General features: G+C 67.4%; 20 protein-coding genes. 14 read left to right on the top strand and 6 right to left on the bottom strand.

Going from position 1 to position 24,324, the window contains the following annotated elements; all coding sequences use genetic code 11:
• Positions 1–671: 671 nt before the first annotated feature.
• The 5 genes from ACFFGN_RS17505 (at position 672) to ACFFGN_RS17485 (ending at position 6,680) form a co-directional block, all read left to right on the top strand.
• The gene (locus ACFFGN_RS17505; RefSeq protein WP_380048724.1) at positions 672–1,667 is read left to right on the top strand and encodes an ABC transporter permease; all 996 of its coding nucleotides are present in this window, start codon (positions 672–674) and stop codon (positions 1,665–1,667) included.
• A gap of 54 nt (positions 1,668–1,721) precedes the next feature.
• Positions 1,722–3,479: an ABC transporter substrate-binding protein gene (locus ACFFGN_RS17500; protein ID WP_380048722.1), complete on the top strand. Its 1,758-nt coding sequence runs from the start codon at positions 1,722–1,724 to the stop codon at positions 3,477–3,479.
• Positions 3,480–3,577: 98 nt separating this feature from the next.
• A complete protein-coding gene (locus ACFFGN_RS17495) occupies positions 3,578–4,591 on the top strand; it encodes an ABC transporter permease (RefSeq protein ID WP_380048720.1) in 1,014 nt (337 codons plus the stop codon).
• On the top strand, positions 4,588–5,616 hold the full coding sequence (locus tag ACFFGN_RS17490; RefSeq protein ID WP_380048718.1) for an ABC transporter ATP-binding protein: 1,029 nt from the start codon (positions 4,588–4,590) through the stop codon (positions 5,614–5,616). Before ACFFGN_RS17495 ends, ACFFGN_RS17490 begins: the two co-directional genes overlap by 4 nt.
• A gap of 14 nt (positions 5,617–5,630) precedes the next feature.
• The gene (locus ACFFGN_RS17485) at positions 5,631–6,680 is read left to right on the top strand and encodes an ABC transporter ATP-binding protein (RefSeq protein ID WP_380048716.1); all 1,050 of its coding nucleotides are present in this window, start codon (positions 5,631–5,633) and stop codon (positions 6,678–6,680) included.
• Between the two features lie 66 nt (positions 6,681–6,746).
• On the opposite strand, the gene ACFFGN_RS17480 is transcribed toward ACFFGN_RS17485, so the two are convergent.
• Complete coding sequence (locus ACFFGN_RS17480) at positions 6,747–7,385, bottom strand: hypothetical protein (protein ID WP_380048714.1); 639 nt, start codon at positions 7,383–7,385, stop codon at positions 6,747–6,749.
• Positions 7,386–7,556: 171 nt separating this feature from the next.
• Here ACFFGN_RS17480 and ACFFGN_RS17475 point away from each other — a divergent pair, with 171 nt between their 5' ends.
• The 4 genes from ACFFGN_RS17475 to ACFFGN_RS17460 all read left to right on the top strand — a co-directional run bounded on the left by ACFFGN_RS17475 (position 7,557) and on the right by ACFFGN_RS17460 (position 12,019).
• Complete coding sequence (locus ACFFGN_RS17475; RefSeq protein ID WP_380048712.1) at positions 7,557–8,390, top strand: MIP/aquaporin family protein; 834 nt, start codon at positions 7,557–7,559, stop codon at positions 8,388–8,390.
• A 30-nt stretch (positions 8,391–8,420) separates the two neighbouring features.
• Positions 8,421–9,938 carry a glycerol kinase GlpK gene (glpK, locus tag ACFFGN_RS17470; protein ID WP_380048710.1) on the top strand — a complete coding sequence of 506 codons (1,518 nt, stop codon included), beginning with the start codon at positions 8,421–8,423 and terminating at the stop codon, positions 9,936–9,938.
• A 52-nt stretch (positions 9,939–9,990) separates the two neighbouring features.
• Positions 9,991–11,703 (top strand): glycerol-3-phosphate dehydrogenase/oxidase, encoded by a 1,713-nt coding sequence (locus tag ACFFGN_RS17465; RefSeq protein ID WP_380048708.1) that lies wholly within the window; start codon positions 9,991–9,993, stop codon positions 11,701–11,703.
• Positions 11,704–11,884: 181 nt separating this feature from the next.
• Positions 11,885–12,019 (top strand): hypothetical protein, encoded by a 135-nt coding sequence (locus ACFFGN_RS17460; protein WP_380048706.1) that lies wholly within the window; start codon positions 11,885–11,887, stop codon positions 12,017–12,019.
• Here the strand turns inward: ACFFGN_RS17460 and glpK (ACFFGN_RS17455) are convergent.
• From glpK (ACFFGN_RS17455) to ACFFGN_RS17440, 4 genes are read right to left on the bottom strand one after another with little or no spacing between them, the layout of a single operon-like run.
• Positions 12,016–13,518 carry a glycerol kinase GlpK gene (gene glpK / locus ACFFGN_RS17455; RefSeq protein WP_446685201.1) on the bottom strand — a complete coding sequence of 501 codons (1,503 nt, stop codon included), beginning with the start codon at positions 13,516–13,518 and terminating at the stop codon, positions 12,016–12,018. The genes ACFFGN_RS17460 and glpK (ACFFGN_RS17455) overlap by 4 nt on opposite strands.
• Positions 13,518–14,276, bottom strand: coding sequence for an IclR family transcriptional regulator (locus ACFFGN_RS17450; protein WP_380048704.1), 759 nt, complete (start codon positions 14,274–14,276; stop codon positions 13,518–13,520). The genes glpK (ACFFGN_RS17455) and ACFFGN_RS17450 overlap by 1 nt, the downstream gene beginning before the upstream one ends.
• Before the next feature lie 37 nt (positions 14,277–14,313).
• Positions 14,314–16,854, bottom strand: coding sequence for an ABC transporter permease (locus tag ACFFGN_RS17445; RefSeq protein WP_380048703.1), 2,541 nt, complete (start codon positions 16,852–16,854; stop codon positions 14,314–14,316).
• Positions 16,854–17,597 (bottom strand): ABC transporter ATP-binding protein, encoded by a 744-nt coding sequence (locus tag ACFFGN_RS17440; protein ID WP_380048701.1) that lies wholly within the window; start codon positions 17,595–17,597, stop codon positions 16,854–16,856. Before ACFFGN_RS17440 ends, ACFFGN_RS17445 begins: the two co-directional genes overlap by 1 nt.
• Before the next feature lie 57 nt (positions 17,598–17,654).
• Between ACFFGN_RS17440 and ACFFGN_RS17435 the strand changes: the two genes are divergently transcribed.
• The gene (locus ACFFGN_RS17435) at positions 17,655–18,467 is read left to right on the top strand and encodes a sugar nucleotide-binding protein (protein WP_380048699.1); all 813 of its coding nucleotides are present in this window, start codon (positions 17,655–17,657) and stop codon (positions 18,465–18,467) included.
• Between the two features lie 14 nt (positions 18,468–18,481).
• Here the strand turns inward: ACFFGN_RS17435 and ACFFGN_RS17430 are convergent, their stop codons facing one another.
• Positions 18,482–19,369: a RecB family exonuclease gene (locus ACFFGN_RS17430; protein WP_380048697.1), complete on the bottom strand. Its 888-nt coding sequence runs from the start codon at positions 19,367–19,369 to the stop codon at positions 18,482–18,484.
• Between the two features lie 162 nt (positions 19,370–19,531).
• Between ACFFGN_RS17430 and ACFFGN_RS17425 the strand changes: the two genes are divergently transcribed.
• The 4 genes from ACFFGN_RS17425 to arc all read left to right on the top strand — a co-directional run bounded on the left by ACFFGN_RS17425 (position 19,532) and on the right by arc (position 24,322).
• On the top strand, positions 19,532–20,335 hold the full coding sequence (locus ACFFGN_RS17425; protein WP_380048695.1) for an intradiol ring-cleavage dioxygenase: 804 nt from the start codon (positions 19,532–19,534) through the stop codon (positions 20,333–20,335).
• 45 nt (positions 20,336–20,380) lie between these two features.
• On the top strand, positions 20,381–21,535 hold the full coding sequence (locus tag ACFFGN_RS17420; protein ID WP_380048693.1) for a site-2 protease family protein: 1,155 nt from the start codon (positions 20,381–20,383) through the stop codon (positions 21,533–21,535).
• A gap of 12 nt (positions 21,536–21,547) precedes the next feature.
• Positions 21,548–22,510 (top strand): tRNA (adenine-N1)-methyltransferase, encoded by a 963-nt coding sequence (locus ACFFGN_RS17415; RefSeq protein ID WP_380048691.1) that lies wholly within the window; start codon positions 21,548–21,550, stop codon positions 22,508–22,510.
• A 69-nt stretch (positions 22,511–22,579) separates the two neighbouring features.
• Positions 22,580–24,322: a proteasome ATPase gene (arc, locus tag ACFFGN_RS17410; protein ID WP_380048689.1), complete on the top strand. Its 1,743-nt coding sequence runs from the start codon at positions 22,580–22,582 to the stop codon at positions 24,320–24,322.
• The last annotated feature ends 2 nt before the right edge of the window (positions 24,323–24,324 follow it).

The following is a 24,324-nucleotide window of genomic DNA, read 5'->3' as shown; positions in this document are numbered from 1 at the left end:
CACACCCAAAACGCAACAGGCTCTGCAACCGGGTAGCGGTCAAACAACTCGGCAGCGGGCCCACCACAAACCGCTAGCCGTGCGAAAACCCGGTACCGGGCCCACCACAAACCGCGAGCCGTGCGAAAACCCCGGCACGGGCCATGTGAAGCCGCCGAGTTGTCGGGTTGAGCGGTGGCTGGTCCCTCGAATGGCGGCCTCAGCGACACCTGTGCTGGTTGGCCTCCGGATGGCGGGTTGGAGCGGCCCTCTGGGAGTGGCTGGCCCTTCGGATGGTGGGTTACCACCTCGGAATCCCAGGTGGTAACCCACCGTCCGAGTGGCCAGCCACTCTCCCGCGCGGTCTTCGGGGGCCGTTGGCCAGGACCATGTCCGCTCGGGCCCGTTGGCCGCTCCCTGTTCGGCGTCGGTCGTGGGCGGCGCGGGGGTCGCCAGTCGGGCCCTCTCGGGGGTTTGGGCGGGGGTGGTGGGCGCGGCGTTGTTGCGGTGTGTGAAGGGGGTGCGACGCTGTGTGGAGGGGTTGATGGAGAAGCGATACCAGGAAGATTTCCCGCGTATCACGATCGGGCAACGCACTCTTCCGGCGTTTGACGCGGGCATCGTCGGGGCGGCAGGTTAAGGCGGCAGCAATCGGCGAGGTTCGATGACGAACAGGCAGGGGTGTCCATCGCGTGACCACACCACTCGAGGTCGAACCCGGGGCGGCAGCGGCAGATCCCGAAGCCGTCCTGAAGGGCGTCGGCAAGATCGAGGGCCGCTCACTCGGGCAGATCGCCTGGATCAGGCTGAAGCGGGACAAGATCGCGATCGCTGGAGCGGTCGTGGTGGTGCTGCTGATCCTGATGGCCGTGTTCGCGCCGTGGATCGTGAAGCTGCTGGGTTCGCCGCCGAACGAGTTCCACCAGGACTTGATCGACACCAAGGGTGGCACGCTCGCTCCGCTGGGCAAGTTCGGCGGCATGAGCAGCGAGCACCTGATGGGCATCGAGCCGCTGAACGGCCGTGACATCTTCAGCCGGGTGGTTTACGGCTCGCGGATCTCGCTGCTGATCGCGTTCTTCGCGACCCTGCTGTCGGTCGTGATCGGTACGACGATGGGCATCATCGCCGGGTTCTTCGGCGGCTGGGTGGACGCTTTCATCAGCCGCTTGATGGACGTCTTCCTTGCCTTCCCGCTGCTGGTCTTCGCGATCGCGCTGGCCGGCGTGGTTCCGGACGACGCCTTCGGGCTGGGCGGTGACACGCTGCGCATCTCCGTGCTGGTGTTCGTGATCGGGTTCTTCAACTGGCCGTATATCGGCCGGATCATTCGCGGTCAGACGCTGTCCCTGCGCGAACGCGAGTTCGTGGACGCGTCCCGCAGCCTCGGCGCGCGCAAGCCGTACATCCTGATCACCGAACTGCTGCCGAACCTGATGGGTCCGATCCTCGTCTACGCGACGCTGCTGATCCCGACCAACATCTTGTTCGAGGCGGCGCTGTCCTTCCTCGGTGTCGGCGTCCGGCCGCCGACCGCGACCTGGGGCGGCATGCTGTCCGACGCGGTGGCGTACTACACGATGCCGCACTTCATGTTCTGGCCCGGCATGGCGATTTTCATCACCGTGCTGGCGTTCAATCTGTTCGGCGACGGGCTGCGTGATGCGCTCGATCCCCGAGCTCGGTAGCTCGCACGCACTGCTGCTGTTGTAGCTCGTTACTAGAAGGGGTGTACCCGCACAATGACGAAGAAGCGATTGAGACTCGCGGTGGCTGCCAGCGCAGCTCTCGCGCTGGTCCTTTCGGCCTGTGGTGGCGGAACGGACACGAACAACAACGGAAGCGGTGGTGCGACCGAGGAGTTCAACGCGGCGCTCACCAAGGTGTTCAACCCTTCTGACAAGAAGGGGGGCATCATGAAGTTCGCCCACTCCGACCAGCTCGACACGGTCGACCCGGGTGAGACGTACTACGGCGTCTCGTGGAACTTCCTGCGCACCTACGGCCGCGCCCTGCTCATGTACAAGCCCGTACCGGGTGCCGAGGGCAACGAACTGACCGGTGACCTCGCCGAGGGCCTGGGCGTTCCGTCCGACGGTGGTAAGACCTGGACCTACAAGCTGCGCGCGGGCGTGAAGTTCGAGGACGGCACTCCGGTGACCTCCAAGGACGTCAAGTACGCCGTACTGCGGTCCACCGACAAGGAGACCTTCCCGAACGGTCCGGCGTACTTCGAGCAGTTCCTGAACCTGCCGGCCGGCTACAAGGGTGTCTACAAGTCCAAGGGCGTCAACACCGACTCGGCGATCAGCACGCCGGACGACCAGACCATCGTCTTCCACCTGAAGCAGGCCTTCGGTGGATTCGACTACATGGCCGCGCTGCCGCAGACCGTTCCGGTCCCGGCGGCCAAGGACACGGGCGCGAAGTACAAGGAGCACGTGGTCAGCTCCGGCCCGTACATGTTCGACAAGGTCGAAGAGGGCAAGGGCTACACGCTCAAGCGGAACCCGAACTGGGACCCGGCGACCGACCCGAACCGCAAGGCGCTGCCGGACGGTTACGACGTTCGCCTCAAGGTCGAGGGCAATGACCTCGACAACCGGCTGATCTCGGGCGACCTGCACATCGACCTGACCGGTACCGGCGTTCAGTCGGCCGCGCAGGGCAAGGTGCTGAGCGACCCGGAGCTGAAGAAGCGTTCGGACAACCCGACCGTCGCGCGGCTTTGGTACACCTCGATCAACCCGCAGGTGAAGCCGTTCGACAACATCGACTGCCGTAAGGCCGTCATGTACGCGATCGATCAGACCGGTTACCAGACCGCTTACGGCGGCGAGTTCGCCGGTGGCGAGATGGCCACCACGATCATGCCGCCGATGATCGCCGGCTACCAGAAGTTCGACCTGTACCCGAACGGCGACGACAGCAAGGGTGACACCGCCAAGGCCAAGGAGCACCTGGCCGCGTGCGGTCAGCCGAACGGCTTCACCGCGAACATGGTCTACCGTTCGGACCGGGTCAAGGAGAAGGCGGCCGCCGAGTCGATCCAGCAGTCGCTGCTGCGTGTCGGTATCAAGCTGACCCTGAAGGGTTACCCGTCGGGTGACTACTTCTCGCAGTACGCCGGCAACCCGCCGTTCATGCGCAAGAACAACATCGGCCTGGCCACCAACGGCTGGGGCGCGGACTGGAACTCCGGTTTCGGTTACCTGTCGCAGATCGTTGACAGCCGCGTGATCCGCGAGACCGGTGGATCCTCCAACATCAGCGTGCGGATCCCTGAGGTCGACAAGATGCTGGATGAGGCCGTCGCGGAGACCGACAAGGCCAAGGCCGAGGCGGCCTGGGGCGCGATCGACAAGCGCGTGATGGAAGAGGCCGTGATCTACCCGGGCGTTTACGCCAAGAGCCTGGTGCTGCGCGGTAAGGGCGTTACGAACGTCTTCTACAACGAGGCGTTCGGCCAGTACGACTTCATGGCCATGGGCCTGCAGTAGTTCGCAAACCCTTCCACCGCATCGATCCGTTAGGCAGGTGAAGGTGCACGGCGCCCGGTCCGGGATGATCCCCGGGCCGGGCGCCGACGCCAGCCATTGTGGTCACTTACATCTTGCGACGGTTGCTGGCCGCTGTCGGTCTGCTCTTCGTCATCAGCGTCATTACGTTCTCGATCTTCTACCTGGTGCCGCGTATCGCGGGGTCGACCCCCGAGACGATGGCGACCCGGTACGTCGGTCGTGCCGCCACTGAGGAGACCGTCAAGCTCACCGCGGAGAAGCTCGGCTTCTACGATCCGATCGCGGTCCAGTACTGGAACTGGGCGCAGGGCATCGTGGTGGGTAAGGACTACGACTACGGCGCCGGCATCGAGCGCTGCCCGGCGCCCTGTGTCGGGTACTCCTTCATCACCAAGCAGGCGGTCTGGCCCGAGTTGCTGGATCGAATACCGGTGACCTTGTCGCTGGCCGTCGGCGCCGCCGTGATCTGGGTCGTGTTCGGCGTCGCGATCGGGGTGCTGTCCGCGCTGAGACGCGGCAGCCTGTGGGACCGCGCGGCGATGACTGTGGCGCTGGCCGGCGTGTCTTTGCCGATCTTCTTCACCGGACTGATCTCGCTGGCCTTCTTCAGCTATCAGCTGGGCTGGACCAAACCCGGCGGCAGTTTCACGCCGTTCACCGAGAATCCGGTCATCTGGGCGCAATCGCTGACCCTGCCGTGGATCACGCTGGCCTTCCTGTTCTCCGCGCAGTACGCCCGGATGACGCGGGCCGGCATGCTCGAAACGATGAACGAGGACTACATCCGGACCGCGCGTGCCAAGGGTCTGCCCGAACGCACGGTGGTGGTGAGCCATGGACTGCGAGCCGCGCTCACGCCGATTTTGACCATCTTCGGTCTGGACGTCGGTCTGCTGCTCGGTGGTGCCGTGCTGACCGAGAAGACCTTCTCGCTGAACGGTCTGGGCAAGTACGCCGTGGACGCCATCATCGCCAACGACCTGCCGAAGATCCTGGGTGTCACCTTGGTGGCCGCCTGCTTCGTCGTCATCGCCAACCTGATCGTCGACCTGCTGTACGCCGTGGTCGACCCGAGAGTGCGGGCCTCATGAGCGAATCCTCAGCCTTTCTCGATGTTCGCGACCTGAAGGTCCACTTCAAGACCGACGACGGCATCGTCAAGTCGGTCGACGGGCTGTCGTTCCAGCTCGAGCGCGGCAAGACCCTCGGCATCGTGGGGGAGTCCGGCTCCGGCAAGAGTGTCACCAGCCTGTCGATCATGGGCCTGCACAAGGCCGGTTCCGCCCAGATCACCGGTGAAGTGCTGCTCGACGGCATGGATCTGATCAGCGCCAGCCCGGAAGAGGTCCGCCTGCTGCGCGGTAAGCGAATGGCGATGATCTTCCAGGACCCGCTGTCGGCGATGCACCCGTACTACACGGTCGGCCACCAGATCATCGAGGCCTACCGGGTGCACAACAAGGTGACCAAGCAGGTCGCCCGCAAGCACGCGATCGAGATGCTCGACCGGGTCGGTATCCCGCAGCCCGACAAGCGCGTGGACGCGTACCCGCACCAGTTCTCTGGTGGTATGCGGCAGCGCGCGATGATCGCGATGGCGCTGTCGTGTGACCCGGAGCTGCTGATCGCGGACGAGCCGACCACGGCGCTCGACGTCACCGTACAGGCGCAGATTCTGGACCTGATCCGGGACCTGCAGCAGGAGTTCAACTCGGCCGTCATCATCATCACCCACGACCTGGGCGTGGTGGCGGAGCTGGCCGACGACATCCAGGTGATGTACGCCGGCCGCGCGATCGAGTACGGCACGGCCGAGGACATCTTCGACCGGCCGCAGCATCCCTACACCTGGGGTCTGCTCGGTTCGATGCCGCGGATCGACCGGGAGCGGACCGAGCGGCTGATTCCGATCAAGGGCACGCCGCCGAGCCTGATCAACGTGCCGTCGGGTTGCGCGTTCAACCCGCGCTGCAACTATTCCGAGCTGAATGGCGGCGCGAGCGAGACGGACCGACCCGAACTGCTGGACATCGGCGCCGGGCACAAGGTGGCGTGCCACCTGAGCTCCGAGCAACGCCAGCAGATCTGGGAAACCGACATCCTGCCGAAGTTGTGAGCGACGGAGCCACTGTGACGACTGCCAACACCGAACCGGCCCCGGCGCCCACGCAGGATCGCGAAGACCTGCTGACGGTCAGCGGACTGGTCAAGCACTTCCCGATCCGCAAGGGCCTGCTGCAGCGCCAGACCGGCGCCGTCCAGGCCGTTGACGGACTCGACTTCAGCGTGGCCAAGGGCGAGACGCTGTCACTGGTGGGAGAGTCCGGCTGCGGTAAGACGACCACCGGCAGGTTGCTCACCCGCCTGCTGGAGCCGACGGCCGGCAAGATCGTGTTCGACGGCCGGGACATCTCGCACCTGTCCGACGGCAAGATGCGCCCGCTGCGCCGCGACATCCAGATGATCTTCCAGGACCCGTACGGTTCGCTGAATCCGCGGCACACCGTCGGCAAGATCGTCGGCGCACCGTACCGGCTGCAGAACGTGAAGACCGAGGGCGGTACGAAGAAGGCCGTCCAGGAACTGCTCGAGCTGGTCGGTCTGAGTCCGGAACACTACAACCGCTATCCGCATGAGTTCTCGGGTGGTCAGCGGCAGCGCATCGGTATCGCCCGCACGTTGGCGCTCCGGCCGAAGCTGATCGTGGCCGACGAGCCGGTATCGGCGCTGGACGTGTCGATCCAGGCGCAGGTGGTGAACCTGCTGGAGGACCTGCAGAACGAGTTCGATCTGACCTACGTGATGATCGCGCACGACCTGTCGGTGGTCCGGCACGTGTCGGACCGGGTGGCGGTGATGTACCTGGGCAAGATCGTGGAGATCGCCGACCGGGTCTCGCTGTACGAGAAGCCCATGCATCCGTACACCCTGGCGCTGCTGTCCGCCGTACCGATCCCGGACACCAAGCGCAAGGCCAAGCGGGAGCGCATCCGCCTCACCGGCGACGTGCCGAGCCCGATCAACCCGCCGCCCGCGTGCCGGTTCCACACCCGCTGCTGGAAGGCGCAGGACATCTGCAAAACGGTCGAGCCGCCGCTGCTGCAGCTTGCCCCGGGCCATCAGGCCGCGTGTCACTTCCCCGAGAACCAGCCCGGCGAAAAGCCCGTCGACGTAACCTGACAACGACAACGACAACGACAACGGCCCGCGGACAATCGTCCGCGGGCCGTCGTCGTCGGCGGGTTGTCAGCTCATCCGCTTGCCGGTGGGGAGCCGGAAACCGGTCTCGGCATCGGTTTTCGGGTAGGGCTGGACCTTCGGCAGGGTGACCTCGCATTTGAGGGTTGAGATCGAGCAGATCACCAGGTCGATCGGCTGCATGACGGGCTTGAGTTCGCTGTCACGAATGCCCACCGCGACGAACCGGTCGTTGTCGAGCCACTGGCTGATCACGATCAGCGGGTGATCGGCGTGCGCCAGCGGCAGCGGCGTGGTGGAGCCGGCCGCGTAGACCCGCGGGATATCGCCGCTCTCGGTGTACAGATGGCGGCCGTCCGGTGAGAGATCGGTGTGCCAGCCGTCGAACCGAGGCTTGTCGCTGCCGAAGTCAGGGCTGACGACGAGATGACCGCTCGGATTGTGTCGGGTGGTGGCGAAGACACCCGCGGCGACGTCCTGGAAGTTGTTGCCCAGCTGGATGTCGCGGTCACCGTAATGGATGACGTTCTCTTCGGCCGAGATGACCGTGCGGGTCACGAAGGGCGCGCCGGCGACCGGTGCCTCGTCGTTCGGCAGTGCGGTGAGAGCACCGGCGATCAGACCCGCCGCGAGCACCGCCACGCCGAGTCCACCGGCGGTACGGCGGCCGGCCGGATATGGCGTCACCCGCACAACGGGGCGGGTGCCGGCTGGGGTGGTCGGCCGGGGGAGTTCGACAATGTCGAACGGGGTGGATTGTGGGGGTGGCGGGGGCGGCTTAGGTTTTGCGCAGCCGTGGTCTCACGGCCCTCAGGACGTGACTGTGCAGAGGTGAGCACGTGGAAGGGAGACCAGTTCATGGCAACGACCGAAGCGGTCAAGGCGAAGACACTGCTGGGGGAGTGTTCCGCTGAGTTCGCGGGAACTTTCATCCTGATTCTGTTCGGCTGTGGTGTGGTGGCGCAGGTCGCCGCCGCGGGGATCGGGGATCACGACTCGATCGCGTGGGCGTGGGGTCTGGGCGTCACGCTCGGCATCTACACCGCCGGGCGGATGACCGGCGCACACCTGAACCCGGCGGTGACGATCGCCTTGGCGGCGTTCCGCGGGTTCTCCTGGAAGAAGGTGCTGCCGTACTCGGCGGCCCAGCTGCTCGGCGCGTTCATGGCGGCGCTCGTGGTTCGCTGGAACTACACCGAGGCGCTGCACAAGGCCGACCCGGGCCTGACCATCAAGACCCAGGGCGTGTTCTCCACCCTGCCCGGTAACGGCAGCATGGATCTCGGTGTCGACATGTGGGGCGGCTTCCGGGACCAGATCATCGGTACGGCGATCCTGATGTTCGTCATCTTGGCGATCACGGATCTGCGCAACACCTCGCCGGCGGCCAACCTGGCGCCGTTCCTCGTCGGCCTGCTGGTCGTCGCGATCGGCATGGCCTGGGGTACGAACGCCGGCTACGCGATCAACCCGGCGCGTGACTTCGGGCCGCGGCTCGCGTCGTTCTTCACGGGGTACGAAGGGGCCTTCAAGGATCAGTTCGGTGACCTGTATTTCTGGGTACCGATCGTGGCCCCGATCCTCGGCGCGCTTGTCGGTGCCTTCCTGTACGACTTGCTGGTCGGGCGGAACCTGCCGATCGCGGACGACGCGGAAGAGCCCGGCCGGATTCCCGAGGACAGCGCGGTATGACCACCGGTACTTCAGAAAGGACCAGCACACATGGCTGACTTCGTCGGCGCCGTCGACCAGGGCACCACCAGCACCCGGTTCATGATCTTCGACCACTCCGGTAACGAGGTGGGCAAGCACCAGCTCGAGCACCAGCAGATCCTGCCGCAGGCGGGCTGGGTCGAGCACAACCCGGTGGAGATCTGGGAGCGCACCAGCTCGGTCATCCGGACCGCGCTGAACAAGAACGGCCTGCACGCGAGCGACCTGGCGGCGCTCGGTATCACCAACCAGCGCGAGACGGCCGTGGTCTGGAACCGTAAGACCGGCCGGCCGTACTACAACGCGATCGTGTGGCAGGACACCCGTACGGACCGGATCGCCTCAGCGCTGGAGCGCGAGGGCAAGGGCGACATCATCCGGCAGAAGGCGGGCCTGCCGCCGGCGACGTACTTCTCGGCCGGCAAAGTGCAGTGGATCCTGGAAAACGTCGACGGGGTGCGGGAGGCCGCCGAGGCCGGTGACGCCATCTTCGGCAACACCGACACCTGGCTGCTGTGGAACCTCACCGGTGGTACGGACGGCGGCTCGCATGTCACCGACGTGACCAATGCCAGCCGGACCATGCTGATGAACCTGGAAACGCTGGACTGGGACGACGAGCTGATCTCGTTCTTCAACATCCCGCGCCAGATGCTGCCGGAGATCCGCCCGTCGTCGGACCCCAACACCTACGGCGAGACGCTGACCACCGGCCCGCTCGGTGGGCAGGTGCCGCTGACCGGTGACCTCGGCGACCAGCAGGCCGCCACGGTGGGACAGGTCTGCTTCAATCCCGGCGAGGCCAAGAACACCTACGGCACGGGCAACTTCATGCTGCTCAACACCGGTACCGAGCTGGTTCGCTCGAAGGCCGGTCTGCTCACCACGATGGCCTACAAGTTCGGCGATGACGCGCCGGTCTACGCGCTGGAGGGCTCGATCGCCGTCACCGGCTCGGCCGTGCAGTGGCTGCGCGACCAGCTCGGCATCATCTCGGGCGCGAGCGAGACCGAGACCCTGGCCCGCCAGGTCGCGGACAACGGCGGCGTGTACTTCGTACCGGCGTTCTCGGGTCTGTTCGCGCCGTACTGGCGGTCCGACGCCCGCGGCGCGATCGTCGGCTTGTCGCGCTTCAACACCAATGCCCACCTGGCGCGTGCGACCCTGGAAGCGATCTGTTACCAGAGCAAGGACGTGGCCGACGCGATGGAGAAGGACTCCGGCGTGAAGCTGGACGTGCTCAAGGTCGACGGTGGCGTGACGGCGAACGAGCTGTGCATGCAGATGCAGGCCGACATTCTCGGCGTACCGGTCAGCAAGCCGGTCGTCGCGGAGACCACGGCGCTCGGCGCGGCGTATGCGGCCGGTCTGGGCGTCGGTTTCTGGAACAGTACGGATGAGCTGCGGCAGAACTGGAACGAGGACAAGCGCTGGGAGCCGCAGTGGAACGATGAGCAGCGTGAGAAGGGGTATGCGGGTTGGCAGAAGGCCGTCCAGCGCACCCTCGATTGGGTAGACGTCGAGTAACCGCCCTCACCCGACGATCAGACGAGTAGCGAGTTCGGAAAGGAACATCACAGTGGGCGCAGTGGCTCTGTCACCACAAGCACGTGCGGAGGCCATCGACGCGATGGCCGATGGCCGCGAGTTGGACGTTCTGGTGATCGGCGGGGGAGTGGTCGGCACGGGCTCGGCCCTCGACGCCGCGACCCGGGGTCTGACCACCGGTCTGCTGGAGGCCCGCGATTTTGCCAGCGGTACCTCCAGCCGGTCCAGCAAGCTGGTGCACGGCGGGCTGCGTTACCTGGAGATGCTCGACTTCCGGCTGGTGCACGAGGCGTTGCAGGAGCGCGGTCTGCTGCTGCAACGCCTCGCACCCCATCTGGTCAAGCCGGTGCCGTTCCTCTACCCGCTGCAGCACCGCTGGTGGGAGCGCTTCTACGCCGGCGCCGGTGTCGCGCTGTACGACGCGATGGCGGTCAGCTCCGGCCTCGGCGCGGGCCTGCCGCTGCACAAGCACCTCACCCGGCGCGGCGCGATGCGGCTGGTGCCGAGCCTGAAGAAGTCGGCCCTGGTCGGCGCCTTGCAGTACTACGACGCCCAGGTCGACGACGCCCGCCACACGATGGAACTGGCCCGCACGGCCGCGTCGTACGGCGCGCACGTGGCGAACCGGGTGAAGGTGACCGGGTTCCTGCGCCAGGGCGAGCGGGTCACCGGGGTCCAGGCCAAGGACCTGGAGACCGGCCGCGAGTTCGAGGTGCGCGCGAAGCAGATCGTGAACGCGACCGGCGTGTGGACCGACGACACCCAGGCGATGGTCGGCGAGCGCGGCCAGTACCACGTGCGCGCCAGCAAGGGCATTCACCTGGTCGTGCCGAAGGACCGGATCCAGTCCACCAGCGGCATGATCCTGCGCACCGAGAAGTCCGTGCTGTTCGTGATTCCGTGGGGCCGGCACTGGCTGATCGGTACCACCGACACCGACTGGAACCTGGACAAGGCCCACCCGGCCGCGACCAGCAAGGACATCGACTACCTGCTGGACCACGTCAACGCCGTACTGAACACGCCGCTGACCCGCGAGGACGTCGAGGGGGTGTACGCCGGACTGCGGCCGCTGCTGGCGGGCGAGTCGGAGAGTACGTCGAAGTTGTCCCGCGAGCACGTTGTCGCCCACGCCGCGCCGGGTCTGGTGGTTGTTGCCGGCGGCAAGTACACGACGTACCGGGTGATGGCCAAGGACGCGATCGACGCGGTCGCGAACGCGCTCGACGGCCGGGTGCCGAAGTGCACCACCAAGAACATTCCGCTGGTCGGCGCCGACGGTTACCACGCCAAGTGGAACCAGCGGAAGCTGATTGCGGAGCAGTCCGGCCTGCACGTGGCCCGGATCGAGCACCTGCTCAACCGGTACGGCGCCCTGATCGACGAGGTGCTCGCACTGGTCATGGAGGACCCGTCGCTGGGCGAGCAACTGCCCGGTACGCAGGACTACCTCAAGGCCGAGGTGGTGTACGGCGCGACCCACGAGGGCGCGCGGCACCTGGACGACGTACTGGCCCGGCGGACCCGGATCTCGATCGAGGCCTGGGACCGTGGCGTCGAGGCAGCGGAAGCCGCGGCGCGGTTGATGGCGCCCGTGCTCGGCTGGTCCGACGACGAGATCAACCGGGAGATCAGCTTCTACCTGCGCCGGGTCGAGTCCGAGCGAGCCTCGCAGGATCAGCCCGACGACGAGTCCGCCGACAAGGTGCGCCTCGAGGCCCCGGACATCGTCTCCCCGGCCTGAGCCGTTTCCACGTCCGGAGAATCCTGTGCCCAGGGGTTCTCCGGACGCGGCGCTTCCGGCCGCAGTCGGTGTTGCCGTTGGCAACCAACGGGCCGTCCGGGGTTGCGGTTCCGTTGCGGCGGGCGCCGTTGTGAAACGTATTGGGTCTGGATTGCGATAGACCGGGTGTGAGGGGGTGGGCATGACGGCGGATATCGCGCGGCGGCTGGTCGTGCTGCTGCGCCTGCTCGAACGACCCAGCGGCGGCGTGGCCGAGGACGACGAGCTGCTGGACGCCTGGTTCGGCGCCGCCAGCGCCTTCTCCCAAGACGGCTAGTTGCGGATCCAGCCGAAGGTGCGTTGGACCGCGGCCTGCCAGTTCGCGTACTCGCTGGCTCGCCGTTCCGGGTCCATGTGCGGGATCCACTGGCCGGCGCGGTGCCAGTTGCTGCGCAGGCCTTCGAGGTCCGGCCAGTACCCGACGGCCAGACCCGCGGCGTAGGCACCACCCAGCGAAACGGTCTCGGACACCATCGGGCGGACCACCGGCACGTCGAGCAGATCCGCCAGGAACTGCATCAGCAGGTTGTTCGCGGTCATACCGCCGTCGACCTTGAGCGAGGTGAGGGCGATGCCCGAGTCCGCGTTCATCGCCTCGACCACCTCCAACGTCTGAAAGCCGGTCGCCTCCAGAACAGCCCGGGCCAGGTGCCCCTTGGTGATGTACGACGTCAGCCCGGCGATCACTCCGCGCGCCTCGCTTCGCCAGTGCGGCGCGAACAACCCGGAGAAGGCCGGCACGATGTAGGCGCCGCCGTTGTCCTGGACGGTCCGGGCCAGGGTCTCGATCTCGGCGGCGGTGTGGATCAGCCCGAGGCCGTCGCGAAACCACTGCACGAGTGATCCGGTGACGGCCATCGAGCCTTCCAGCGCGTACGCCGCGGGCTCGGTGCCGATCTGGTAGGCGACGGTGGTGAGCATGCCGTGGGTGGACCGGACGATCTCCTTGCCGGTGTGCAACAGCAGGAACGACCCGGTGCCATAGGTGCACTTGGCCTCACCCGGACTGAAACAGGTCTGCCCGAACAGCGCGGCCTGCTGGTCCCCGAGCGCGGCGCCGATCCGTACGCCGGGCAGCACCTCGGTCGCCGTACCGAAGACGCCGGACGACGGGCGGATCTCCGGCAGCACCTCGCGCGGTACGCCGAACGCGTCGAGCAGTACGTCGTCCCACTCGAGGGTCTCGATGTTCATCAGCATCGTCCGGCTGGCGTTGGTCACGTCGGTGGCGTGCAGGCCTCCCGCTGGGCCGCCAGTGAGGTTCCAGATCAGCCAGCTCTCCATCGTGCCGAAGAGCACCTCGCCACGTTCGGCCCGGGCCCGAAGCCCCGGCGTGTGGTCGAGCATCCACCGCAGGCGAGGTGCCGAGAAGTACGTCGTGAGCGGCAGGCCACATCGATCGACGAACCGGTCCGCGCCGCCGTCTTCCGCCAGCGAGGCGACCAGCCGATCGGTTCGGGTGTCCTGCCAGACGACGGCATGGCCGATCGGCTGGCCGGTCCGGCGATCCCACAACAGGCTGGTCTCGCGCTGGTTGGTGATACCGATCGCGACGATCTGCTCCGCGGTCGCGCCGATCTGCCGGATGGCGGCCGGTACCACCCGGGTGACGTTGCGCCAGATCTCGGCAGCGTCGTGTTCGACCCAGCCGGGCTTGGGGAAGTACTGCCGGTGTTCGCGCTGCGCCACCGACACGAGCCGCCCGCGCCGGTCGAACAGGATGCACCGGGTCGAGGTCGTGCCCTGGTCGATGGCGACAACGTACTGCTCGGCCATCAGGGCACCGCCTGTACGTCGCGGCCGATGGCCTCCGCGGTGGATCGCACCATCGTGACCAGGTCCGGGCGGAACCGGCCCCGGCTGTCGCAGATCCGCTCGATCCGGCCGGTCAGGCCTACCGATCCGACCACCAGTCCACCCAGACCACGGATCGGCGCAGCGATTCCGGCGAGCTCGATCGTGTGTTCCTCGAACTCCCCGGCCCAACCGGACGACCGGACGGCCGCGAGCGCTTCCGCCAGCTTGGCCGGATCCACGATGGTGCGGGTGGTGAAGGCTTCCAGCTTGCGGGGACGAGCCGCGCCGGTGGTGTCGTAGGCCAGCACAGCCTTGCCGAGAGCGCAGGCGTGCGCTGGCAGCGTCGTACCGACGTCGAGGTCCTGGTCGCTGTCGTCGGGGCGGAAGACGTGGTGCACGACGGTCACCTTGCCGGAGATGAGCCGGCCGACCCGGACCACCTCGCCGCTACGGGACGCCAGCGAGTCGGCCCAGTTGATCGCGCGGCCGCGCAACTCGTTCACGTCGAGATAGCTGTCGCCGAGGCGGGCCAGCGCGGTGCTCAGGTGATAGCGGCCGCCGGCGTGGTCCTGGGTGACGAAGCCGACCTGTTCGAGGGTGCGGACGATGCCGTGCACGGTCGCCTTCGCCAGGCCCAGAGCGTTGCCAAGATCGACCACGCCCAGTCCGTCCGGCGCGACCGCCAGTAGCCGCAGCACAGCCGCGGCCCGCTCGATCGACTGCACGCTGCCCGGCACACCGGCAGGCTACCCGCGCACGGTCCCAAAAAGGGCGCTATTCGGTGCCGATCGCCCGCAGGACGTCGAGCCGGGCCGCGCGCCGGGCCGGCCAGGCCGCCGCGAGCACACCAACAACCGCCGCGATCAGCACCGACGCGAGGATCTGCAACTCGGGAATGTCCCGGACCGCCATCCCGTCTTCGGACATCACCGTCTGGATCGCCGAGCCGAACAACACACCGAGACCCGCACCGAGCAACGCGCCCAGCAGCGCGATCGTCACCGACTCGATCTGCACCATCCGGCGAAGCTGGCCGCGTTCCATGCCGACCGCCCGCAGCAGGCCGATCTCGCGGGTGCGCTCGACCACGCTGAGGGCCAGCGTGTTCACGATGCCGAGCACCGCGATCAGAATGGCCAGCGCGAGCAGCATCAGTACCACGTTGCGCATCAGGTCGATCGGCCCGCGCTCGGCCTCGGCGTACGCGACCTGATCCCGGACCTGCACGCTCGGATAATCCGCGAGTGCCTGGAGCAACGGCTGCTGGACCTGTTCCATCGTCACGCCTTCGTCCAGGTCGACGTACAGCACCGAGTCGGTGCCGGCGCCGCCGATCCGGCCGAAGGTGTCGAGCGAAACGACCACGCCATTGAGCTGGCGGTTGGCCGCGATGACGGTGGCCACTTTGAGATTGTGGCGGCCGCTCTCGGTCACCACGGTGATCGTCTTGCCCGGAGTGAGGCTGAACTGGCGCGCCAGCGGGCGGGTCACCACGACCGACCCGCCGGCCAACCCATCGAGCGAGCCCTGCTCCACCTTGGTGACGATCGGTCCGTTGAGTACAGCCGGATCGACGCCGGTGACCCGTATCTGCTGTCCGTCCACCTGACCGGTCATGGCGCGGGCCCGGCCGACGCCGGCAACACCGTCGACGGCCGCGACGATGCCGGCCACCTTGCCGCTCATCGGCGCGCCCTCATCGCCGGAGACCAGCACATCCGAGGTCCCGATCGCTTCCCGCACCCCTTGGTCGACGGATGCCTCCGCCGACGCCGCGAGTACGCCGAGGCCACTGACCAGGGCCAGCGAGATCATCAGCGCCGAGGCGGTCGCCGCGGTCCGGCGCGGGTTGCGCTGCGCGTTGCGGGCGCCGAGCAGCGCCGGGGTGCTGCGCCCGAACGGCAACGTCAGCAGCTGGACGGCGTACCGGCCGATCAGCGGTCCGGCCAGTACGACGCCGGTCAGGCCCATCGCGCCGCCGAGGCCGATCAGAACCGCGGCGGGCAGTCCGCGTGCGGCGATGGTCGACGTGTACGACACCGCGGCCATGCCGATCAGCAGCAGGCCGAACACCACGCGGGTGCGGGCCGCCTTGGGCGGCAGGGCGATCTCCTGGCGCATCGCGGCGACCGGGGACATCCGGCCGGCCCGGCGCGCAGCGGGCCATGCGGCGGCACAGGTGACGCCGATACCGACGACGTAGCTGGTGATGATCGTGCCCGGGCCGATCTGCAGGCTGCCGGTCGGTACGTCGAGGTCCAGTTCGGCGAAGGTGGCCTGCAGGACTCCGGCCACGCCCGCACCGAACAGCAGGCCAAGCGTCGAGCCGATCAGCCCGATCACGATCGCTTCGGCCAGCACCGTACGGGTCACTTGGCGCCGCGAGGCACCGATCGCGCGAAGCAGCGCCAGCTCGCGCGAGCGCTGAGCGACCAGCATCGAGAACGTGTTGACGATCAGGAAGCTGCTGACGAACAAGGCGATCGCGGCGAACAGCAGCAGGACGGCGCTCATGCCGCCGAACGCCTGATCGAGGGCGGTCTCGCTGTCCTCGGTGACCTGGGCGCCGGTCCGGACGTGTACGCCGGGACCGCCCAGCTCGCGGATCCGCTGGATCACGGCATCCCGGTCCTGGTCCGGTTTCAGCGCGACGCCGATCGAGGTCCAGCCCTGTTCACCGAGCAGCAGCAATTGCGCAGAGGCGCCGTCGAACGCGATCAGCGGCGCCCCGGCCGCCAGCCCGGACGTGCCGGGGGTGATCGTGCCGCTGATCCGGGCGGTGATCGTGCCGGTCGGCGTGACCACCCGGACCTGGTCACCGACCTCGTAGCCGGTTCGTTTCGCCGTTCGGCTGTCCAGTGCGATCTGCTGGTTGCCCCACGGCGGAGCTCCGCTCACCAGCTGAAAGGTCGCGGTCTCGGCGTAGCGGGGCCAGCTCGCGCCAAACGTCGGTACGCCGTACGTGTCGATCGGCTTGCCGGCCTTGTCCAGCAGCTGGAGGCCACCGAGCAGCAGGCTCGGGTCCGTCGCGGCGACACCGGGCAGATTCTGGATCTGCGTCGCCAGGTCGGCGGTCAGCGTGGGCGGTTTGGCGTTGTTGTCGCCGAGGTTCGCCGCGCTGCCGCCCAGCCCGGAGACCGGCGTCACGACGACATCGGCGGTGGTCGCGGCGAAGTTGCGCCGGATCGCGGTGGAAAAGGTGTCGGCGAAGATCAGCGAACCGGCCACGAACGCGACGCCGAGCACCACCGCGGTCAGGCTCAGAGCGAATCGCAGCCGGTGGCTGAGCACCGTGCGCAGTCCCAGCTTGAACATCAGTCGAGCTGCTTCATCTGGTCGAGGACGGCGTCGGCCGTGGGGTCGAGCAGTTCCGCGCGCAGCCGTCCGTCGGCCAGGAACAGCACCCGGTCGGCGTACGCCGCGGCGGTCGGGTCATGCGTCACCATCACGACGGTCTGGCCGAACTCACGCACCGACTGGTGCAGGAAGCCGAGGATGTCGGCCGACGAGCGGGAGTCGAGGTTGCCGGTCGGCTCGTCCGCGAACACCACCTCCGGCCGGGAGACCAGCGCCCGCGCGCAGGCCACCCGTTGCTGCTGACCGCCGGACAACTCCGACGGGCGATGGGTGAGCCGGTCGCCGAGCGCCAAGGTGCTCACGACGGTGTCGAGCCAGGCCTGGTCGGGTTTCCGGCCGGCCAGATCGAGTGGCAGGGTGATGTTCTCCAGCGCGGTCAGCGTCGGAACCAGGTTGAACGCCTGGAAGACGAAACCGACTTTGTCCCGGCGCAACCGCGTCAAGGTGGTGTCGTCGAGGGCGGTGACATCAACGTCCCCGAGCAGCACCCGACCCGTCGACGGTCGATCGAGGCCTGCCAGGCAGTGCAGCAGCGTCGACTTACCCGAGCCGGACGGCCCCATGATCGCGGTGAACCGGCCACGGCCGAACTCCACCGTCAGCTCGGCCAGCGCGTCGATGCGGGTGGCCTCAGTGCCATAACTCTTGCCGACGGACTCGGTACGTACCGCGGCCCCGACCAGATCAACCGTGCCAGTCATGAGCCGAACGCTATCCGGCCGCCGGTCCGTACCCACCCAGCCGGGTACCGTGCGGGCGTGCGCATTCTCGTCGCCGGTGGCACCGGCTTCCTCGGCAACCAGCTCGTCACCACCGCCACCGCACAGGGGCATGACGTCAGCGGCACGTACTTCAGCGGCGCCGGACGCGACGGCTGGCACCAGCTGGACCTGTGCGACCGGCAGGCCGTCGACGAGGTGGTCGCCTCCGTACGGCCCGACGTGATCATCAATACGGCCTTCCGTCAAAGCGACTGGCGGACCACGGCCGATGGCGCGGCCCATGTCGCGCTTGCCGCAGCCCGGTACGGCGCACGCCTTGTGCAGGTGTCGAGTGATGCGCTGTTCTCCGGGCAGGACGTGCACTACGACGAGACAGCCGTGCCGGATCCGATCAGCCCGTACGGCGCGGCGAAGGCGGCGGCCGAGACCGCCGTACGCGCCATCGATCCAAGCGCTGTCATCGCGCGGACGTCGTTGATCATCGGGCCGGGTTCGACCACGGACGAGCTGGTCCGGCACCTGGCCACGGGTGGGGACGGCGTGCTCTTCGCGGACGACATCCGCTGCGCGGTTGCGGTCGACGACCTCGCGGCAGCCTTGCTCGAACTGGCCGAGTCGGATCGCTCGGGTATTCACCACGTTGGTGGGGCCGAGGCGATCGACCGGTACAGCCTGGGCCGGCTGATCGCTCAGCGGCTGGGGCTGGATCCGGCGAAGCTACGGTCTGGGACTCGCGCTGGTTCCGGTATCCGCGGGCCGCTCGACGTACGGCTCGACAGCACCGCTACGCAAGCGGTTCTGAAGACCAGGCTGCGCGGCGCTTCGGAGTTCCTCAGCCCGGCACGTTGATCCCGCGGTTCGGCTTATCCGTCGACGCCGACGAGGTCGACGCCCGCGGACTGCTCGACCACCTCCGCGACGGAGCGGTTCGGCAATGGCGGGGGAGTACCACCCCAGGCCGGGCACAGCGCCTTGTGATCGCACCACTCGCACAGCGGGCCTTTGTTCGGCCGCCAGTCGCCTGATTCCAGCGCGCGCGTGATGGCCTCCCACAACGCCGAGACCTTGCGTTCGCAGGCGAGCAGGTCCGCCTCGTCGGGCACGTAGCGCACGATCTCGCCGTTGCCGAGATAGACCAGCTGCAGCATCGCCGGAACCACGCCGCGCAGTCGCCAGAGCACGAGCGCGTAGAACTTCATCTGGAACAAGGCCTTGGCCTCGAAGAACTCCGAGGGGGAGCGGCCCGTCTTGTAGTCGACCACCCGGATCTCACCGGTCGGCGCGACGTCCAGACGGTCGACGTACCCCCTGAGGGTGAGGCCGGAGGCCAGCTCCGCCTCGACGTACAGCTCGCGCTCGGCGGGCTCGAGCAGGTTCGGATCCTCGAGGGTGAAGTACTTGCCGAGGAGCTGGTGGGCGCCGGTGAGCCAGCCGGCCAACTGCTCGCCGTCGGTGTCCTCGGCGAACAGCTCGGCGACCTCCGGCTCGGCCGCGAGCAGCTCTTTCCATTGCGGTTCGACCATCTCGATCGCGTGCTCCAGCGTGCGCTCACCGCGGGGCAGGTCGTACAGCCGCTCGAGCACGGAATGCACGACCGTGCCCCGGACGGCCGCGGAAGACGGCTTCTCCGGCAGGCGGTCGACCACCCGGAAGCGGTATTTGAGCGGGCAGCTCATGAAATCCGCCGCACGCGAAGGCGACAACGCCCCGCGCGGGTGGCCGTGCTCGTCGACAGCTGCTGTCACGCTCATGCCGCAAGGCTAGGGGAGCCCACCGACACATTCTGAATCCGGCACGGCCAGGCGCTGCCAGACAACTCCCAGGAAGCTGCCAGCCCGGTCACCGTCCGCTTTCGGCGAACCATCGGGGCGGCGTTCAAGGATGGGGTGAAGCAATCCTAAGGAGCCGAGCGAATGACCCACGAACACGACCGCGGCCTGGTCTACGACCTCGGCACGTTGATGCGGCGCCGCAACGCGCTGCGCCTCTTTGCCGGCGCTGGCCTGGCTGCCCTCGTCGGCTGTTCAGCGGACGAGAACCCCGCTACGTCCACAGCTGACAGCCCGATCGATCCCACGGTGCCGGCGAGCTGCGAGGAGATCCCGCAGGAGACGGTCGGCCCTTATCCGGGCGACGGCTCGAACGGGCCGAACGTGCTGACCGAGTCGGGCATCGTCCGCAGTGACCTCACCAAGAGTTTCGGCAGCGCGTCCGGAGCGGCCACTGGAGTTCCCCTAAAGGTCGAGTTGACCCTCAGGGATGCCAGAGGCTCATGTGGACCTTTAGCCGGCGCGGCGGTCTACCTGTGGCACTGCGACGCCGAAGGCCGGTACTCCCTCTACTCCAACGACATCCAGAACGAGAACTACCTGCGCGGCGTACAAGCCAGTGATGCCGACGGCAGGGTCACCTTCACCACGGTGTTCCCCGGCGCCTACTCCGGAAGATGGCCGCACATCCACTTCGAGATCTACGCGAGCCTCAACGAAGCCACGGCCGCCGGGAGGATCCGCTCGACCTCCCAGCTGGCTCTCCCGGAAGAGCCGTGCCTGGCGGTTTACGCCACCGATGGGTACGACGGGAGCTCCCGAAACATGGAGCGGACCGGCCTTGCCGACGACAATGTGTTCGGCGAGGACGACGGCGTACGGCAGCTCGCGACCGTTACCGGAAGCGTGCAGCAGGGATACGTCGCACATTTGCAGGTGCCGGTGTAGGAGTCCGTCACCATCGGCGACCACCGGCACAGTAGGTTTGCCCCGATGTCCAGCTCGCGTGAACCCTCGCCGCCCAGTCAGCCGACCGCCACCCCGCCGGGTACCTGGGTGCTGGGCCGTGTGCGCGGCATCCGCCTGACGATGCGGGTGACCTGGCTGCCGATCGCGTTCCTGCTCGCTTTCGGATTCTCCGGCATCATCGGCCGTCAGTTCCCGTACCTGGGCTCCGGGGCGCGTTATGTCGCTGCCTTCGCGTTCGTGGTCGCGTTCACGCTGTCGATCCTGCTGCACGAACTGGCGCACGCCCTGGTCGCGTTGCGCTTCAAGATCCCGGTGACCGAGATCAACCTCGGCTTCTTCGCCGCGGGCACGCATATCGAGGGTGAGCGTAAGTCGCCGTTCGAGGAGTTCGCGATCTCGGTGGTCGGCCCGGTCGCGTCGCTGCTGGTCGGCGGGCTGTCCCTGCTCGGGGCGCGATCGATGGAGCAGGGCGTCGCGGAGGTCGCGCTGTACGAGCTGGCCGTCGCGAACCTCATCGTCGGCGTCACCAACCTGCTGCCGGGCCTTCCGCTCGACGGCGGCTGGGTGCTGCGCGCGATCGTGTGGAAGGCCACCGGCAACATGCACACCGGCACGGTCGTCGCGGCCTGGTGTGGCCGGGTGCTCGCCCTCACCGTGATCGCGCTGCCCGTGCTCGCCGAGGTGGTGTTCGACCGGACGCCCGGCATCTTCGACTTCGTCATCGCCGGCGCCGTCGGGTTCTTCCTGTGGATGGGCTCGACCCAGTCGTTGCTGCAGGCCCGCGTACGGCGCAAGTTGCCCACGCTCCAGGTCCGTACGCTCGCCCGCCGCGCGATCGCCGTACACGCCGGTACGCCGATCTCGGAGGCCATCCGGCTCGCGGGCGTGGCCCAGGCCGGCGCGGTGGTGGTGCTGGACGGCGCGGGCAAACCGCATGCCCTGGTCAACGAACAGGCCGTCGCGTCGATCGCGCCGAACCAGTTGCCCTGGACGACGGTCAGCGAGGTGTCGACCCGGATCGGCGCCGGCCACATCCTCGGCGTGAACGACACCGGCGAGGAGATCCTCGGTTCGCTGCGCTCGAATCCCGCCTCGGAGTACCTGGTCCTGGACGCGCACGGCGACGTGTACGGCGTCCTGGCGACCTCCGATGTCGAACGGGCCTTCCGCAACCAATAAGCTTCGCCATCTATGTCCGAATCACAGACACATCCCTTTCCCGACGCTGCCTACTCCGGCGTGCACCAGGGGCCGTTGCAGCCGGGTGAGTGGATCACGCTTTCCGATACCAAGGGCCGGCGGCACTCGGTCAAGCTCGAGCGCGGCAAGATCTTCCACACCACCAAGGGCGGGATCAGCCACGACGAGCTGATCGACGGCCCGGACGCGGTCGTGGTGCGCTCGGTCGGCGGCGTGGAGTACCTCGCGCTGCGGCCGCTGATGGCCGACTACTCGGTGTCGATGCCGCGCGGTGCGGCCGTCATCTACCCCAAGGACACGGCCCAGATCGTCACCATGGCCGACATCTACCCAGGCGCGAAGGTGGTCGAGGCCGGCGCCGGGTCGGGCGCGCTCACCTGCGCGTTGCTGCGCGCCGTCGGCACCACCGGCTCAGTTACGTCGTTCGAGCGGCGCGAGGATTTCGCCGCTGTCGCGCGCAAGAACGTGACCGACTTCTTCGGCGGTGACCACCCGGCCTGGACCCTGCGCAACGAGGACCTGCTGGACGGTACGGATCTGGCCGACGTGGACCGCATCGTGCTGGACATGCTCGCGCCGTGGGAGTGCGTCGACCTGGTCGCCGACTCGCTGGTGCCGGGTGGCGTGATCTGCGCATATGTCGCCACCACCACTCAGTTGAGCCGCACGGTCGAGACGCTGCGGGCGCACGGCGGCTTCACCGAACCGCGCGCCTGGGAGTCTCTGGTACGCGACTGGCACGTCGAGGGACTGGCCGTTCGCCCGGGCCACCGGATGCAGGGTCACACCGCCTTCCTGGTCACCGCACGCCGGATGGCACCTGGTTTCGTAGCGCCGCGGAAGAAGTCCCGGCCGGCACCCGGGGCGTACGGCGAGGACTATTCGGGGCCCCGCCGGTCCGATACCCCTTCGGTTGTTGTCGAAGCAACGGAATCATCCGCAACCGACACGTGATGGGATTCGCCTTGCCCAGCCGTGTTTTCTGGGTAAGGTCCTATAGGTCGAGCCCCACATGGTGAGGTGATGATCGTGGCTGGAGACGAGAGCCCTACTGCGGCAGAGCTGCGCAATCAGGTGCGCTACCTGGAGGCGGAGGTCGCAGCGTTGCGACGCCGTCTGCTGGAGCACCCGGCGGAGAGCCGGTCACTTGAGAGCAGGCTGGCCGAAACCCAAGCGTCCTATGCGAGCGTGACCGCCCAGAACGAGCGGTTGGCGGAAACGCTGCGCGAGGCCCGAGAGAAGATCATCGCCCTCAAGGAAGAGGTCGACCGGCTGGCGCAACCGCCCTCCGGTTTCGGCACCTTCCTGGGTCGCAATGACGACGACACCTTGGACGTGTTCACCGGAGGACGCAAACTCCGGGTCGCGGCCAGCCCGTCGATCGACCTGGACACGTTGAAACTCGGTCAGGAACTGATGCTGAACGAGGCCCTCAACGTGGTGCAGGTGTGCGACTTCGAGGTCGTCGGTGAAGTGGTGATGTTGAAGGAGCTGCTCGCCGACGGCGAGCGTGCTCTCGTGATCGCCCAGGCGGACGAGGAACGGGTGGTGCGGCTGGCCGCGCCATTGCTGGACCAGGCGATCCGCGCGGGTGACTCGCTGCTGCTGGAGCCACGCTCCGGCTACGTCTACGAGAAGATCCCGAAATCCGAGGTCGAGGAGCTGATCCTCGAAGAGGTCCCGGACATCGACTACACGCAGATCGGTGGCCTCTTCGGTCAGATCGAGCAGATCCGCGACGCCGTGGAGATGCCGTATCTGCACAAGGAGCTGTTCCTCGAGCACGAGCTCAAGCCGCCGAAGGGCGTCCTGCTGTACGGTCCGCCGGGCTGTGGCAAGACGCTGATCGCGAAGGCGGTGGCGAACTCACTTGCCAAGAAGGTGGCCGAGAAGACCGGTGTCGAGGGCAGATCGTTCTTCCTCAACATCAAGGGTCCCGAGCTGCTGAACAAGTACGTCGGCGAGACCGAGCGGCACATCCGGCTGGTGTTCCAGCGCGCCCGCGAGAAGGCGTCCGAGGGCATGCCGGTGATCGTGTTCTTCGACGAGATGGACTCGCTGTTCCGCACCCGTGGTTCCGGGGTGTCCTCCGATGTGGAGAACACCATCGTGCCGCAGTTGCTGAGCGAGATCGACGGCGTTGAAGGCCTGGAGAACGTCATCGTGATCGGCGCCTCGAACCGCGAGGACATGATCGACCCGGCGATCCTGCGCCCGGGCCGGCTGGACGTGAAGATCAAGATCGAGCGTCCGGACGCCGAGTCCGCGCGCGACATCTTCTCCAAGTACCTGACGCCAACGCTGCCGCTGCACGCCGAGGACCTCAGCGAGTTCGGCGGCGACCGGACCTCGTGCGTGAACGGCATGATCCAGCGCACGGTCGAGCGGATGTACACCGAAACCGACGAGAACCGCTTCCTGGAGGTCACCTACGCCAACGGTGACAAGGAGGTCCTGTACTTCAAGGACTTCAACTCCGGCGCGATGATCCAGAACATCGTCGACCGCGCGAAGAAGATGGCGATCAAGGCCTTCCTGACCGACAACCAGAAGGGCCTGCGGGTGCAGCACCTGCTGCAGGCGTGTGTCGACGAGTTCAAGGAGAACGAGGACCTGCCGAACACGACCAACCCGGACGACTGGGCCCGGATCTCCGGCAAGAAGGGCGAGCGGATCGTCTTCATCCGTACGCTCATCTCCGGCAAGCAGGGCACCGAACCCGGCCGGTCGATCGACACCGCGACCAACACCGGTCAGTACCTGTAGTC

Origin of the sequence: Kribbella deserti, assembly GCF_042434725.1 — a bacterium.
GTDB classification, from domain to species: Bacteria; Actinomycetota; Actinomycetes; order Propionibacteriales; family Kribbellaceae; genus Kribbella; species Kribbella deserti.
This window is presented reverse-complemented; position numbering and strand designations above follow the sequence as displayed.

Excerpts from the sequence above, each read along its gene's own strand:
- ACFFGN_RS17500 (WP_380048722.1), top strand. The coding sequence starts at position 1,722 with ATGACGAAGAAGCGATTGAGACTCGCGGTGGCTGCCAGCGCAGCTCTC.
- ACFFGN_RS17490 (WP_380048718.1), top strand. The coding sequence starts at position 4,588 with ATGAGCGAATCCTCAGCCTTTCTCGATGTTCGCGACCTGAAGGTCCAC.
- ACFFGN_RS17475 (WP_380048712.1), top strand. The coding sequence starts at position 7,557 with ATGGCAACGACCGAAGCGGTCAAGGCGAAGACACTGCTGGGGGAGTGT.
- glpK (WP_380048710.1), top strand. The coding sequence starts at position 8,421 with ATGGCTGACTTCGTCGGCGCCGTCGACCAGGGCACCACCAGCACCCGG.
- ACFFGN_RS17460 (WP_380048706.1), top strand. The coding sequence starts at position 11,885 with ATGACGGCGGATATCGCGCGGCGGCTGGTCGTGCTGCTGCGCCTGCTC.
- glpK (WP_446685201.1), bottom strand. The coding sequence starts at position 13,518 with ATGGCCGAGCAGTACGTTGTCGCCATCGACCAGGGCACGACCTCGACC.
- ACFFGN_RS17445 (WP_380048703.1), bottom strand. The coding sequence starts at position 16,854 with ATGTTCAAGCTGGGACTGCGCACGGTGCTCAGCCACCGGCTGCGATTC.
- ACFFGN_RS17440 (WP_380048701.1), bottom strand. The coding sequence starts at position 17,597 with ATGACTGGCACGGTTGATCTGGTCGGGGCCGCGGTACGTACCGAGTCC.
- ACFFGN_RS17430 (WP_380048697.1), bottom strand. The coding sequence starts at position 19,369 with ATGAGCGTGACAGCAGCTGTCGACGAGCACGGCCACCCGCGCGGGGCG.
- ACFFGN_RS17425 (WP_380048695.1), top strand. The coding sequence starts at position 19,532 with ATGACCCACGAACACGACCGCGGCCTGGTCTACGACCTCGGCACGTTG.
- ACFFGN_RS17420 (WP_380048693.1), top strand. The coding sequence starts at position 20,381 with ATGTCCAGCTCGCGTGAACCCTCGCCGCCCAGTCAGCCGACCGCCACC.
- ACFFGN_RS17415 (WP_380048691.1), top strand. The coding sequence starts at position 21,548 with ATGTCCGAATCACAGACACATCCCTTTCCCGACGCTGCCTACTCCGGC.
- arc (WP_380048689.1), top strand. The coding sequence starts at position 22,580 with ATGATCGTGGCTGGAGACGAGAGCCCTACTGCGGCAGAGCTGCGCAAT.